Genomic DNA, 14,900 nt, shown 5'->3' with positions numbered 1-14,900 from the left:
TTTTGACTGCAAACACAATCTTACTCACTGGCCTGCCACGCGCAGGAACTACCCTGAGTTGCCATATCCTCAATAATTGCCCTGCAACGCTAGCGCTGCATGAACCTATGAAGCCGGGTGATTTTGAGCCTGCTGCTGGTACCGATGCAGCCGTATTGCGTATCCAACAATTTGCCGAGGCAACCCGTCAGCAAGTGTTACGAGAAGGGAAAGCCCTTAGTCAGCAAAAAGATGGCGCTGTACCCGAAAATCCGGTTGCCGCCAATGCGGTTGCTGGCGGTTTGCGCCCGATGGATGTCAGCCTTGGTTTGATCGATGTAAGCGCACGCGTATTGCCCGCGGATTTCACCCTGATTATCAAGCACAACGCATTGTTTACGGCGCTGTTACCCGAGCTTGCAGCGAGCTTCCCGATGTATGCGATTGTACGTAACCCGTTGGCGGTACTGGCAAGCTGGAATCTGGTGGATTTGCCGATCAACAAAGGTCATATCCCCGCCGCAGAACAGTTTGATCGCGCGTTAAAAAACACTTTGGCGGCAACGCATGATGTACTGGATCGTCAGCTACATATTCTCGAATGGTTTTGCGTGCGGTATGTACAGCATCTAAACGGGCGCTGGCTGCGCTATGAGGATTTTGTCATTGACCCGCTGACATTGGTGAGCCCGCTTGGTTTGCCTGCGCCGGCAACATCTATCCCAACGCGCGCGAGCAAAAACGCGGGTTATGACTTGGTGTTAATGGAGCAGCTCTACACGCGCGTGAGCGGGTTTGGTGAGGCAATTTGGTCGATCTATCCGCGCGCCCAGGTTGACGAGCTAATGGAAACTATTCGGGCTAGCCAATGAAATCCCTGGATTTTATGATTGTCGGCGTACAAAAAGGCGGCACCACAGCGCTGAGTTACTTTTTGGCCCAGCACTCACAATTAGCGATTGCCGAGGGCAAGGAAGTACATTTATTTGATGCGGCTGATTACTCGCCACAGTGGAGCCCGGAAGAAATCAATGAGCGTTATTCCGCGCACTTTGTTAATGCATCCGCGCAGCAATTATGGGGTGAGGCTACCCCCATTTACTGTTACTGGCCGGAAATTGCAGCGGAGCTACAGCGCTACAATCCGACTTTGAAATTAATCGTAATATTGCGTGATCCTGTAGAGCGCGCCATTTCCCAGTATGCGATGGAAAAGGCGCGTGGCGATGAATCCCTACCCCTGTGGTTAGCGATCTTGCTCGAGCCTTATCGTCTATGGCGTGACCCGAGCCGTAACGCGGGAGGCGCTCGCCGCTGCCATTCCTATTGCAGTCGCGGTCACTACAGCGCTCAGCTTCAAAATTTACGCCGTTATTTTCCAGACGAACAAATTCTGGTGCTGGAAAACAGCGAGCTGAATCTCCAGCATCAGGAAACACTGAAAACGATCTGCCGCTTTCTTGGTGTAACAACGGATCAGCTGCCGGAGCCGGCGAGTATCTTCAGTGGCGATTACGATCGTCGTCTCCATCGGTGGTTGCGTTTCTTGTTGGGTTGTTACTTTCGTTTTACCAATCGTCGCTTGAAAACCCAGTTAATCGCCATGGGCTATAGCCCCCAGTGGCCATGGCTGAGATAATCCCGCCGCTGTATTGTTTAATGGGCCAGGTTTTTAAAAGGTTTGATTTATGTCGCACGGCAAAGCCAGTTATCAGTCTTCCAACCGAAAAGGCATTGTACTCGCCGGCGGTTCGGGCACGCGTCTGTACCCCATTACCAAGGCGATCAGCAAACAAATCGTGCCGATTTACGATAAACCGATGATTTATTATCCGCTCACCACCTTGATGTTGGCGGGTATTCGCGAAATTTTAATTATCTCTACCCCGCGCGATTTGCCAACTTACCGCGAATTATTGGGTGATGGGCGCGACTGGGGATTGGAAATTTCTTACGCCGAGCAGCCATCACCGGATGGTTTAGCACAGGCGTTTATTATCGGTGAAGAATTTATCGGGACCAGCAATTGTGCGCTGGTGCTGGGCGACAATATTTATTATGCGCACGACTTTTCGCAAGTGCTGCAACACGCCAACAATCGCGTAACTGGCGCGACTATTTTTGGTTACCACGTAGACGATGCGCGCGCGTATGGCGTAGTGGAATTTGCCGATGATGGTACCGTATTGTCGATTGAAGAAAAGCCGCTTAAACCAAAATCCAAATACGCCGTCACTGGATTGTATTTTTACGATAACCGCGTGATCGAGATCGCCAAGTCAATAACGCCTTCAGCGCGTGGTGAGCTGGAAATTACCGATGTTAATAAAAAGTATCTTGAACTTGGCGAATTAACTGTCGAGTTATTAGGGCGTGGTGCTGCCTGGCTGGATACGGGGACGCACGACAACCTGCTGGCGGCCAGTCAATTTATCCAAACCATTGAAAAGCGTCAGGGTTTAAAAGTCGCCTGCCCCGAAGAGATTGCGTTTCGCATGGGATATATCGACAAAGATCAATTAATAAATCTCGCCAAACCGCTGCTGAAAAGTGGTTACGGCGAATATTTGATGAATATTCTTGAAGACCGGGTTTTTTAATGGAAGTTATTGCTACTGCTATCCCTGATTTGCTGTTGTTCAAACCGAAAGTGTTTGGCGATGAGCGTGGATTTTTTTTAGAAACCTTTCGTGAAAGCTGGTTTAGCGAGCGCGATATTCCCGTGAAATTTGTGCAGGACAATCACAGCTCCTCCAGTCGCGGCGTGTTGCGCGGGCTGCATTATCAAATTCACAACCCCCAAGGTAAATTGGTGCGAGTAACTGCCGGTGAAGTTTATGATGTCGCGGTGGATTTACGCAAAAGCTCACCCACCTTTGGTAAATCCGTGGGGGTTTATCTGTCGGCTGAGAACAAACATATTTTTTGGGTGCCGCCCGGTTTTGCGCACGGCTTTCTGGTGTTAAGTGAACGCGCTGAATTTAATTACAAATGTACTGAGTATTACGCGCCTGAACACGAGCGTTCACTTTTGTGGAATGATCCGGCGTTAAAGATTGAATGGCCGATGGGTGATATCAATCAGCCCACCTTGTCCGCAAAAGACCAAAATGCATTGCCACTGACACAGGCGGAGATCTTCGAATGAACGAAGAGGAAAAAAGTGCGTTGCCGATAAAAGTGCTAATTACTGGCGCTAGTGGTCAATTGGGTTATGCCCTGCAGCAAACCCGCCCGTCAAAGATCAATGGTGTTGCGCTGGACGTGGTCGCGGTGACGCGTGCGCAATTGGATTTATCTGCCCCTGATACAATTGCCACTGTGTTGGAACAGTATCAGCCGGACATTATCATCAATGCTGCTGCGTACACTGCCGTTGACAAAGCGGAAAGCGATGCAGACCTGGCGGAGACAATTAATCACAGCGCTGTTGCCGAACTTGCCAGTTGGTGTGCGCAGCAACAAAAAATGCTGCTGCAAGTATCTACCGACTTTGTATTTGATGGCAAAAAATCCAGCGCCTACCTGCCAACCGATGAATGCAATCCGCTCGGTGTATATGGCAAAAGCAAACGCGCTGGAGAAATTGCGGCGCTGAGGCTAAATCCTCGCACGTATATTGTGCGCACCGGTTGGGTTTATTGCGAGCATGGCGCCAATTTTGTAAAAACCATGTTGCGTCTGGGCGCTGAGCGGGAATCATTGAATGTCGTCAGTGATCAACTTGGTACACCGACCTACGCGATTAATTTAGCGAAGATGCTGTGGGCCTTGGTCGCTGTCCAGCCAGAACAAAAAGTATTTCATTTTTCCGATGCGGGGACCGCCAGCTGGTACGACTTTGCCTGCGCTATTTTCAATTTGGCCGAGCAGAAAAAACTCTTGGTGCGTCAACCACAGCTTAAGCCGATTCGCACGCGCGACTATCCCACACCGGCGCAGCGCCCCGGGTTTTCAGTATTGGATAAATTTCAAACCTGGGAAACGTTATCCATTAGCCCGATACATTGGCAGCAGGCTCTCGGGCAGATGCTGGATAAATTAGTGCAATAGCGCGCGCAACACGCAAGACAGCGAAGGTTCCCACGAACCGCGCTGAATACAGGTAACATCATTGAGTAAGCGTTTCATGAGAAATATGTTAATCACTGGCGGCGCCGGTTTTATTGGTAGCAATTTTTGTCACTACTGGGCCGAAAAATATCCGCAAGACAAAGTGGTCGTGTTGGATTTACTTACCTATGCAGGTCACCGTGAAAATATTCAGTCGTTGGAAAATTCCACCAGTTTTGCTTTTATACAAGGTGATATTGGCGACCAGGCGCTGGTGGAAAAGCTATTTACTGAGCATCAGATCAATTGCGTAATTCATTTTGCTGCCGAGTCGCATGTGGATAGATCCATTCTCGGGCCGGATGCATTCTTGCAAACCAATATTATGGGCACTCATACGCTTCTAAAAGTGGCAAAAAAATTCTGGCTGGATGCGGGTGTTGCAAATCATCACTTCCATCATGTCTCAACCGACGAAGTCTATGGTTCACTCACTGAAGATGCGCCGGCGTTTACCGAGTCAACCCCTTTTGCGCCCAACTCACCTTACTCGGCGTCCAAGGCAGCGTCTGATCACCTGGTGCGCGCGTATCACCACACCTATGGTTTGAACGTGACTACCAGTAATTGTTCGAATAATTACGGCCCTTATCAGGACAGTGAAAAATTAATTCCACTGATCATTCAGAATATTTTACAAGGCAAAGCGCTGCCTATTTATGGCGACGGAAAAAATATTCGCGATTGGCTCTATGTGGAGGACCACTGCCGCGCGATTGACTTGATTTTGCATAAAGGAAAGATTGGCGAGGTTTATAATGTCGGTGGCGAAAACGAATGGCGCAATATTGATATAGTTAATTTAATTTGCGCAAAAGTTGACGCAGCAGTTGTTGCTAGTCCGGAGTTGTTGGTGCGCTATCCGCATACGCCTTGTGCAACGAGTGGCGATGCCAAATCGTTGATCACCTACGTTAAAGATCGTCCCGGTCATGACCGTCGCTATGCAATTGACCCAGGTAAATGCCACGCGGAATTAGGCTATCATCCGGTAGAAAGTTTTGAGAGTGGCATTGTAAAAACCATTCACTGGTTGTTGCACAACCAGCGCGAGACGGTGAACCAATAAATGTTTTCGCTCGCTTGGAAACAGCGCACGCTTATCTGGCAACTATTGCGCCGCGACATTCACTCGCGTTATCGCGGTTCGGCACTGGGACTGCTCTGGTCGCTGGTGACGCCACTAATCATGTTGGGAATTTACACCTTTGTATTTCAGTTCGTATTTAAAGCGCGCTGGAATGATACCTCGGGTGAAACCACATTGAGTTTCGCAATTGTGTTGTTTCTGGGGTTGAGTTTGCACGGGCTGCTAATGGAAACCCTGACCAAATCACCGCAACTCATCACGGCGAATCCCAATTTTGTAAAAAAAATTGTGTTTCCATTGGAGATATTGCCCTACATAAATTTGCTCGGAGCACTCTTCACCTTTTGTATTAGCTTCGGGCTGTTGTTGATATTCATGCTGGTTGAATTGCAACGAATTCCCCTCACAGCCCTGTTGCTGCCAATTTTTTTGTTGCCATATTTGCTGTTGCTACTGGGGTTCGGTTGGTTGTTGGCGGGCCTGGGTGTTTACCTGCGTGATATACAGCAAATTACCGGAACCCTTGCCACCTTGATGTTATTTCTAAGCCCGGTTTTTTATTCAGCATCGAGCTTGTCGGAAAGCCTGCAACAATTAATTTTACTCAACCCGCTTTCCTATATTGTTGAGTCTGCGAGGCAGCTGGTGATTTACGGAAAAATTCCGAGCCTTACTGGTTTAGGAATCTATTGTGTAATTGCTGTGAGTGTGGCTGCGTGTGGATATTGGTTTTTCCGCAAGGTTCGCCCCGGCTTTGCCGACGTCATTTAGGTGAACGCGATGATTAAAGTCAGCAATATTTCCAAAACGTATTTAATCTGGAAAACCCCTTTAAGTCGCTTGTTGGTGCCTTTGGCAATTAGAATATTGCGACAATTCTTTCCTGCGTATTGTGAGCAGCTGTTGCGACGCAATTGTCAGCAAATTCAAGCCTTAAATGATGTGAGCTTCACGGTTCGGGAGGGTGAGAGCCTTGGGATTATTGGCTTGAACGGCAGTGGCAAAAGTACCTTGTTGCAAATTATTGCCGGCACTTTGCAAGCAACTCAGGGTAGTGTTGAAGTTAAAGGGCGAATCGCGGCGCTGTTGGAGTTGGGTAGCGGTTTTGATCCAGAATTTACCGGACGGGAAAACGTCTACATCAATGCGGCGATTTTGGGGTTGAGTCGCATCGAAATAGATGCTCGCTATGACGATATAGTGGCGTTCGCGGACATTGGTGATTTTATTGAGCGGCCAGTAAAAACTTATAGCTCGGGCATGATGGTGCGCTTGGCATTTGCGGTGCAAGTACATGTTGACCCCGACGTATTAATTGTCGACGAAGCCCTTTCGGTAGGTGATGCACGCTTTCAAGCCAAAGCGCTGGCGAAAATAGAAGAAATTTTACGCAAGGGGACCACCTTGCTATTTGTTGGTCATGATCTTGGTGCGGTTAGGTCTTTTTGCAATCAAGCGATGCTGTTGGAAAAAGGCAAAATTATTAAAACCGGTATCCCCGATGATGTGGTGGTTGAATACCTATATCAGGTACAAAAAGACAAAGTCACCAGCTTAAATAGCAGCATGAAAGTGAATAGGAAGTCCGGCGGCTTTGGAGTATCCGGATTTGATTTGGTAGATGCTGCGATTCGCGATCACGGTAACCATGCCGCGCTAACCTATGGATCGCCGATAACACTTGATGTCGATCTGCATATGATCGAGTCAATTGAATCGCCATATTTAATCGTTGATATTATCGATAACCGCGGCATGCACATTACTGGTAAACGAATTCCCATTGCGGATTTTCATGGCTTCAAACGCATTTCTGTCAGCTTTGCTTGTTGCTTTCGCCAGGGTGTATATCGCATTGCGCTACGAATGGTCAGCGCTCCAAGCGTTGAGCAGACGGTATTGATGTGTCGCTACGATGATATGTTGCTGATTGAAATGGTAGACGATACGCGCGACCTCTTTACCGGTTTAGTGCCGACCCCAATGGATGTCAGCTGGTCTGATGTCCCTGCATGATGAGCGAGGCCACTGTATGTCCCCCAGTGCTGATCAGTATCAAGTAAAAGTAGAGTGGTTGGCGCCGCGCCCATTGATGGCGGGGCGCAAGTACCTATTAAATTACCGTGAGTTGCAGGTGGCAGTAACCATTACCGCCATTAAATATAAATTGCATCCGCACACCCAGGAACACCTCTCCGCTAAACATTTGCAGAGCGGTGAAACAGGTGTGGTGAACATCAGCAGTGCGCAAGCGCTGGATGTTGATTTGACCTTACAAAACAGTGCGCAAATAGTGGATGCTGAAAATCAAATGCTGGTTGCCAATGCCTGGATTGAATTTCCACTCAGGCGTGCGACCAATATTCGCTGGCAGCAATTGAGCATTGATAAAACTGCGCGCGCTCAACAGAAACACCAACAACCGGTTTGTCTTTGGTTTACCGGTTTATCGGGCTCTGGCAAATCCACCATTGCTAATTTGTTGGAGAAGCGCTTATTTGAAGCGGGCCGGCACACCTACTTGCTCGATGGCGATAATATTCGCCATGGTTTAAATCGCGATCTGGGGTTTACCGAAGTGGATCGAGTGGAAAATATTCGTCGCGTGGCGGAAGTGGCAAAATTGATGGTGGACGCCGGGCTAATTGTCATCGCTTCTTTTATCTCGCCATTTCAGGCCGACCGGCAGATGGCGCGACAACTGTTTCCCACCGGAGAATTTGTTGAGGTGTTTATCGATGCACCGCTCGCCGAATGCGAAAAGCGCGATGTTAAGGGTCTCTACGCAAAAGCACGTCGTGGTGAGTTAAAAAATTTCACCGGCATTGATAGTGCTTATGAGCGTCCCACGCAACCAGAGTTGCGTTTGGATACCTGCCTAATGAGTGCCGAAACTTGTGTGGAAGAAATTATTCGCAGCGTGCTGAACATAAACCCGGTAGTTTGATTGGCGAAGAGATTGATTGTGGAAAACTCGAAAAAATTAATAGTAGTACTGGGGATGCACCGCAGCGGTACCAGTGCAGTGATGAACGCATTGGCAAGCCTGGGGGCCGCCCTGGGCGATGATTTGTTGCCTGCCGGTAAAGATAATCCAAAAGGTTTTTTTGAAGATAAAGCAATCAATGATTTAAACATTGAGATGTTGTCCGTGATTGGACAGCATTGGTTTAGTTTGTCATTGGTAACGGATAGTGATGTAGAGCAGTTAATCTCCGCCGGATATTTGGTCAAAGCGAAACAATTATTGCAAGAAAAAATGCAAGATGTGGATGTGTTCGGCTTTAAGGACCCGCGTGTTTCCAAATTATTTAAATTCTGGAAGCGCGTATTCTGCGATATGGATATTAATGTGCATTATGTTTGGTGCTTGCGCCATCCCCTGAGCGTTGCCCAATCCTTATTGAAGCGAAACAAAACCCCAATCCGTAAAGGGTACCTGGTTTGGTTGAGTTACAACCTGGCGCTTGCGCAAGAGTTACAACAGTTGCCGGTCATTGCACTGGATTACGACCAGTTGATGGAAACCCCAGAGGCTGTGCTGCAGCAGCTTGCGCAGCACGTTAACCTAACAGCAGATGCGAAAAAAATTGCGGATTTCGCCAATAGCTTTCTCGATTCTGAATTGCGTCATAGTATTTTTACCCGCGCAGATTTGCTGTCAGACAAAGCATGCACAGCTGACGTAATAACTGCATACGACCTTTGCTGCTTATTGCCGGGTGCCGAATCACAATCAGCGCTGGTGCAATTGAATCAACTCTATGAGCAACGCCGTGAAACGCTAACACAAGAGTTTTTGCTACTGGATGAAATTGAAAATTCAACCATCGACTATGTTTATGCCCATGAAAATATTGAACAGCTGAAACAATGGGTAGAAGAGCGTACCCAGTGGGCAATATCGCTAGAGCAGCAATTAGATGAGCGCACACAATGGGCATTGGACCTCGATAAATTACTCGGGGATGCCCGTTACAAGGAGCAGCAACTATGTGCAGATATAGAGATAGCACGACAAAATATCGAACAGTTAAGTAGCGAGTTGCAAGTTACTACTGCATTGGTACAAGACACCAGGGAAAAGCTGGATGTACGTGATCGTGAATACGAAATCGAGCGCGAAGCCAATCGCAGCTTACAACAACAATTAGCCGAATCTCGACAAAACTTCGAGCAAGTCACTAACTCCCGTTCCTGGAAGATTACTTTGCCGCTGCGAGTGATGGGGCGCATTGTGCGGGGAGAAAAGGACATTCTGCTTGCATCGCTCAAGCCGCGCTTGCAGCGTGTTGCGCGCAACATTAATAAGCGTTTGCCATTAAGCCCGCGCGTGAAAAATATATTGGCGGGTTGCGTTTATCGCGTTGCAGGCCCGCTATTTGAGGGTGTCGTGCACTATGAAATGTGGCGTAGACAAGGTAAACCCGGTGAGCCATTAGCGACTAGCCGGGGGCTCATTGCGCGCGAGGATATTCAATCCACATTGGTGTCACTGGTAATGCCTTCATCAACGCAGCCTTTAGTGTCGGTAATCATTCCAAGCTATGGCAATTTACCTATGACGCTCACCTGTCTGGCCTCTATTGCCCGTCATGCGCCGCAAGCGCCAATTGAAGTTATAGTAGTGGAAGACTGTTCGCCCGATCATGAAATACATTTCCTCCAGCAAGTACAAGGCCTGCGGTATGAAGTGCATCCCCACAATTTGGGCTTTTTGCGTTCGTGCAATCGCGCCGTGTCTTTTGCCAAAGGCGAGTACGTATATTTATTAAATAACGATACCGAAGTGACCGAAGGCTGGTTGGATTCAATGCTGGCGATTTTTGCTACGCGCGCCGATTGCGGCATGGTGGGGTCAAAGTTGGTGTATCCCGATGGTCGCTTGCAAGAGGCGGGCGGCATTTTGTGGAAGGATGGTTCTGCGTGGAATTTCGGACGATTGCAAAACCCGCAACAGCCGGAATATAACTATGTCAAGGAGGCGGATTACTGTTCTGGCGCCTCGCTATTATTTGAAAAGAATTTCTTTGCTGAGTTGGGAACGTTCGATGAGCTCTATTTGCCAGCATACTATGAAGATACCGATCTCGCATTTAAGGTAAGGGCGGCGGGTAAAAAAGTGTACTACCAACCAGCGTCGGTAATTATTCACTATGAGGGTGTATCAAACGGCACTGATACAGCGTCAGGAATAAAAGCGTATCAAGTCGTAAACCAAAAAAAGTTTTTTGAAAAATGGAAGTCCACATTGGTTGAACATTTTAATAATGCGGAGTCTGTGTTTTCTGCCAGAGACCGAAGCTGGTCCAAGCCAAGCGTGGTGGTTATTGATCACTATGTTCCCCAGCCAGATCGTGATGCGGGTTCGCGATCGACCATGGCGATAATTGCCGGCCTGCAAAAAATGGGTTTTAACATTAAATTTTGGCCCGATAATCTTTGGTACGATCCCGATTACACTCCGCGTTTGCAACAAATGGGTATAGAAGTTATCTATGGTTCGGAGTATGTCGGGAAATTTAAAGAGTGGTTGGCCGCGACTGGCGGTGCAGTGACAGCGGTGCTGATAAACCGTCCGCACGTGGCGATTAACTATATTGATGATTTGCAGGCCTTTCCACGTGTTCGTCGCATTTTTTACGGACACGATTTACATTTTGAAAGACTCCAACGAGAATTTGAATTAAATCCTGGCGCAGCCTTAAAAAGGGAAATTGATCATTACTTCAAACTTGAATGTTCAGTTTGGCAGAAAATGGATGTTGTGCTTTATCCGTCGCAAGAAGAAGCCGAGACGGTTAAAAAAATTGATCCAACAATAAATGCGTCGGCCGTTTGTCCCTATGTATATGATCAACTGGACAATTACGCGAATCGTTCTGCGGTGGATGGCAATAAAATTATTTTTGTCGCGGGGTTTGGTCATCCTCCGAACACGGATGCAGCGCTATGGTTTGTGAATGAAATTTTCCCCAAGATAAAGCTGCAGTGCCCAAGGGTGTCACTGTATCTAATAGGCTCACGTCCGACTGAGCAAGTAAAGAGCCTGAATGGGCCGTCTGTTCACGTAACAGGGTACGTCACTGATGCAGAATTGGCTGCACATTACGCGGAAGCGCGCGTTGCTGTAGTACCGCTGCGCTTTGGTGCAGGTGTAAAAAATAAAGTAGTGGAAGCTATGGCTTATGGTGTGCCATTGGTCACTACCGAAGTGGGTGCGCAAGGTTTACCGGATGTTGAGTCACTCATCCCGGTAACCAGTGACGCCGAACAATTTGCGCGTGCCGTAGTGGAATTGCTGCGAGAAGATAACGCGTGGACGAAGACTTCCACAAACGGAAATAGTTACGTCCAGCAACACTTCTCTGAACAAACAATGCAGGAATCCTTAAAGCGCGCATTTCAAGTTTGAATGCAGCATTTTTATTAGCTCAACATCATTATAGGAATTCTATGCGTAATGAAATACAGCGAGAGCTGGTAAAGCTTGTGCAAATGGTCGAGGCGATTCAACGCGATGATAATTTAATTGATTCGATTCAGCGTGCAGCCGAAACAATAGTCAATACCTTGCAAAATGGCGGCAAGCTCTTGCTGGCTGGAAACGGCGGTTCGGCTGCGGATGCACAACATTTGGCGGCAGAATTTGTTTGTCGTTTTCACTACGACCGGCCGGGTCTTCCGGCGATTGCGTTAACCACGGATACTTCAGTTATTACTTCGATTAGCAATGATTATGGCTATGAGCATTTGTTTTCCCGGCAAGTCCAAGCCTTAGGGCGGGAGGGCGATGTCTTTATTGGCATTTCTACCTCAGGTAACTCCGCGAATATCATTGCCGCGTTTGAAGAAGCGCAAAAACTGAATTTAACGACCATAGGGTTCACAGGTAATACGGGTGGGAAAATGGCAGATATGTGCAATATGGTCTTGCGTATGCCATCAAGCGAAACACCGAAAATTCAGGAAGGCCATATTGCGGTTGGCCATATTATTTGCGGTCTGGTTGAAGCGGCGATGTTTCCGAGAAAATGATGGTGTATGACGCAATTATTCTTTCCGGCGGATTTGGTTTAGGCTTGCGTGAAGCAGCCTCTGCAATACCTGAATTTATTCGCGCGCGCTAAATAACAAACGGAATTTTACCAATGCTGGTCAGCGAACTGCTAAACCCCAAGAAAAACAACTTCGATTTGTTTCGCTTAGTCGCGGCCTTGATGGTCATATACGGTCATGCCTGGGCGTTTGTACCCGGCGCGCCGAATACGGATGTAGTGGCGCGCTTGCTGGGATTTGAATATTCCGGCTCGCTGGCGGTAAAGTTCTTTTTCCTATTGAGCGGCTTTTTGGTGACAGCCAGCTTATTGACTAAACCCAAGGTCGAGGAGTTTCTAATAAAGCGGGCAGCACGCATTTTTCCTGGGCTAATTGTTTGCTTGATCCTTACCGTTTTGGTGGTGGGGCCGCTATTTACGCAATTAAGTATTGTTGAATATTTATCTCATCCGCAAAGCTGGAAATATTTAATTAACAATACATTTCTCTATCAAATCGAATGGCACTTGCCTGGCGTTTTTTCCGACAGTAAACACGGAGTAAACGGGTCTATTTGGACCTTGCCGCTCGAGGTTACCTGCTATTTGTTTTTGGCAGCATTTTTTGGTGTTGGCATTTGGCGCACGCAGCGGTTGGCCAATGTGGTCTTGCTGGTCATTATTGCGCTGTCATTTTTTGTCCCGGAATATTTACCGGGTTACTGGAGCAACAATAAAGAATCGCACCTGTTGCCGGGTTGTTTCGCGTTGGGTGCGCTCTTTGCGACCAATCAACAAATGATTTCAATCAATAAGACGGGTTTATTGTCGTTAACAATTCTGGCCGCCTTACTTTGGGGAACCAGCGTTAAGGTTTTCGTATTTTACCTCTGTTTTTTTTATGCCTGCCTTTATATCGGTTCCTTACCCTTTGTAGTTGAAAAGTTAAAAATACCGGTAGATCCATCTTACGGTGTATACATTTATGGTTTCGTGGTGCAACAAGTGTTGGCCCATTGGTTGCCTGGCAAGGGAATTATTTTTAACCAGCTGGTTGCGGCAATCATTGCTTTGGGGTTGGGGGTTGCCTCCTGGTTGTGGGTGGAAAAACCGGCGATGCATTGGGTGAGAAAAATACTGTCTGATAAAGATCAACTTACAAGCTTGGGAGCTGTAATGACGGAAAAAACTACCAGGATTTTCACTCGAGTCAGTGGCAAGCATCTGCTGATTATTTTCGGTTTGGTGTTGCTCGCCTGGGCGATGCATTTTTTATCTCTGTATTTTATCTTCCCGGGTCATTACAGCCCCCTGGCATTTCATCATTCCGATTTTTATATTCCCGCCTCGTTTGCCTATGGACCGGGCGATGGCTACAGCTTTGCTAATTTATTGCATTGGCCGCGCCCACTGTTTATGTGGTTTTACAAATTCACCGGCTATTTTGGTCATCCGGGGAGCGTCGCCTGGGTTGTGGGCATAGTGTTTTTAAATGCGGCATTGAGTGCGCTGTTGGCTAAACACTGGTTAAAGCTGACTGTCGATAGAAACTTTGTCCTTTGTTTTGCGCTCTACTGTTTTCTGCTGTTTACCCAACCGTATTTCTATACGTTCTATTCGCAGGATATAGGCTCGCAGCTTTCGTATTTGCTGTTGCTGTCGGGCAGCTTGGTATTTTTCTTGTTGTCAGAACGCTACTTGGTGTTGGCCAGTGTTTTACTATTCATCGCCAGTGCGTGCGCCTTCCTTGTAAAAGAAACCTATATTCTGGCCTTTGGGTTTATTTATTTCTGCTGGTTTATTTACTACATCAAACAGCAGCCATTGCGGGCGCTGGCACCGGGTGTGGCCGTGTTCATCGCGGGTGTGGTTTCGGCATTGGTTAATTTCAAAACCAAATCCGTGTTTGTTAACCTGGAAGCAGAAGCAGGTTCAAGCTACCAAATTAGTATTGATCCTTTCAGTGTATTGAAAGAGCTAGCTCGCTATTCCAGTGAAGGTATTACTCCCGCGCTGATACTGGCATTTGCGTTAATTATTTTTCAAATACACAAAACCTATAAAGACAAATTGCTGACCTTGGGTGCGGGCCTGTGCATTGCGTTCGCATTGTTGGCATGGATACCTAACGCACTATTGCCCAATCATCACTTTGAAGGTTATTCGTTTAACGGCCTTTATATAGCTTTCCTGTTGCTGTTCTTTGTGTTGAAAATGGTTCAGGACAAAATCAGCTTCAAGCCGATGTTAATTGTGCTTTTAGTATTGGTGGCGTTCAGTCCGCTTACCAGCATAAAAAAATATCACGGCACGCGTAACACCTGGGTGTTGGCCATGGAGCAGGTTCAGAAGAACATGCTCGCCGGATTCAATCAGGCCACAAGCCAGTTGAAGGATACCGAACAGCCAATAACTGTGCTGGTTACAGGTATTACCAGCCCATTTCATCCGTTTGGTTTTGCACCGTCTATTCGTTCATTTCCAAATGGTGGCAAGGCGAATTATGTGTTCGTAGTGCCTAAAGAGTTTCCCACCAACGTTGGCACCAAGGTTGATCTGGTTCAGTTTATTGCAGAGGCCGACAAAGACAAATGGGCTTATGACCAGGAATGGCAATTTGATGAGCAAGGCAAGTTGGTGGCGATAAAAACGAAAAACTAATCGGGGTGGGCGCGTAGATG

Annotated in this window: 12 protein-coding genes; all 12 read left to right on the top strand. The window is 47.4% G+C overall.

The annotated features are described in order from the left end of the window. Positions 1 to 2 precede the first annotated feature (2 nt). The 12 genes from D0C16_RS15605 to D0C16_RS15550 all read left to right on the top strand — a co-directional run bounded on the left by D0C16_RS15605 (position 3) and on the right by D0C16_RS15550 (position 14,880). A complete protein-coding gene (locus tag D0C16_RS15605; RefSeq protein WP_151033209.1) occupies positions 3 to 851 on the top strand; it encodes a sulfotransferase in 849 nt (282 codons plus the stop codon). After that, the gene (locus D0C16_RS15600) at positions 848 to 1,618 is read left to right on the top strand and encodes a sulfotransferase domain-containing protein (RefSeq protein ID WP_151033208.1); all 771 of its coding nucleotides are present in this window, start codon (positions 848 to 850) and stop codon (positions 1,616 to 1,618) included. Before D0C16_RS15605 ends, D0C16_RS15600 begins: the two co-directional genes overlap by 4 nt. Positions 1,619 to 1,667: 49 nt before the next feature. Next, positions 1,668 to 2,579: a glucose-1-phosphate thymidylyltransferase RfbA gene (gene rfbA, locus D0C16_RS15595; RefSeq protein WP_151033207.1), complete on the top strand. Its 912-nt coding sequence runs from the start codon at positions 1,668 to 1,670 to the stop codon at positions 2,577 to 2,579. Further along, entirely contained in the window at positions 2,579 to 3,127 is a 549-nt protein-coding gene (gene rfbC / locus D0C16_RS15590) for a dTDP-4-dehydrorhamnose 3,5-epimerase (protein WP_151033206.1), read from the top strand. Before rfbA ends, rfbC begins: the two co-directional genes overlap by 1 nt. After that, positions 3,124 to 4,032, top strand: a complete 909-nt coding sequence (gene rfbD / locus D0C16_RS15585; protein ID WP_225318706.1) for a dTDP-4-dehydrorhamnose reductase — start codon at positions 3,124 to 3,126, stop codon at positions 4,030 to 4,032. Before rfbC ends, rfbD begins: the two co-directional genes overlap by 4 nt. Positions 4,033 to 4,108: 76 nt before the next feature. Beyond that, positions 4,109 to 5,161 carry a dTDP-glucose 4,6-dehydratase gene (gene rfbB / locus D0C16_RS15580; RefSeq protein ID WP_151033205.1) on the top strand — a complete coding sequence of 351 codons (1,053 nt, stop codon included), beginning with the start codon at positions 4,109 to 4,111 and terminating at the stop codon, positions 5,159 to 5,161. Further along, positions 5,162 to 5,953, top strand: coding sequence for an ABC transporter permease (locus tag D0C16_RS15575; protein ID WP_151033204.1), 792 nt, complete (start codon positions 5,162 to 5,164; stop codon positions 5,951 to 5,953). 9 nt (positions 5,954 to 5,962) lie between these two features. After that, positions 5,963 to 7,198, top strand: a complete 1,236-nt coding sequence (locus tag D0C16_RS15570; protein WP_151033203.1) for an ABC transporter ATP-binding protein — start codon at positions 5,963 to 5,965, stop codon at positions 7,196 to 7,198. 295 nt (positions 7,199 to 7,493) lie between these two features. Beyond that, entirely contained in the window at positions 7,494 to 8,129 is a 636-nt protein-coding gene (gene cysC, locus D0C16_RS24490; protein ID WP_304487119.1) for an adenylyl-sulfate kinase, read from the top strand. An 18-nt stretch (positions 8,130 to 8,147) separates the two neighbouring features. Next, entirely contained in the window at positions 8,148 to 11,597 is a 3,450-nt protein-coding gene (locus tag D0C16_RS24485) for a glycosyltransferase (RefSeq protein WP_225318705.1), read from the top strand. Positions 11,598 to 11,638: 41 nt separating this feature from the next. Next, entirely contained in the window at positions 11,639 to 12,220 is a 582-nt protein-coding gene (gene gmhA, locus D0C16_RS15555) for a D-sedoheptulose 7-phosphate isomerase (protein WP_151033201.1), read from the top strand. Positions 12,221 to 12,333: 113 nt separating this feature from the next. Beyond that, the gene (locus D0C16_RS15550; RefSeq protein ID WP_151033200.1) at positions 12,334 to 14,880 is read left to right on the top strand and encodes an acyltransferase; all 2,547 of its coding nucleotides are present in this window, start codon (positions 12,334 to 12,336) and stop codon (positions 14,878 to 14,880) included. The last annotated feature ends 20 nt before the right edge of the window (positions 14,881 to 14,900 follow it).

The organism is Cellvibrio sp. KY-GH-1, from assembly GCF_008806975.1.
In the GTDB taxonomy this organism is placed as follows: Bacteria; Pseudomonadota; Gammaproteobacteria; order Pseudomonadales; family Cellvibrionaceae; genus Cellvibrio.
The sequence above is the reverse complement of the archived record's forward strand: the minus strand, read 5'-3'. Positions and strand labels throughout refer to the sequence as shown.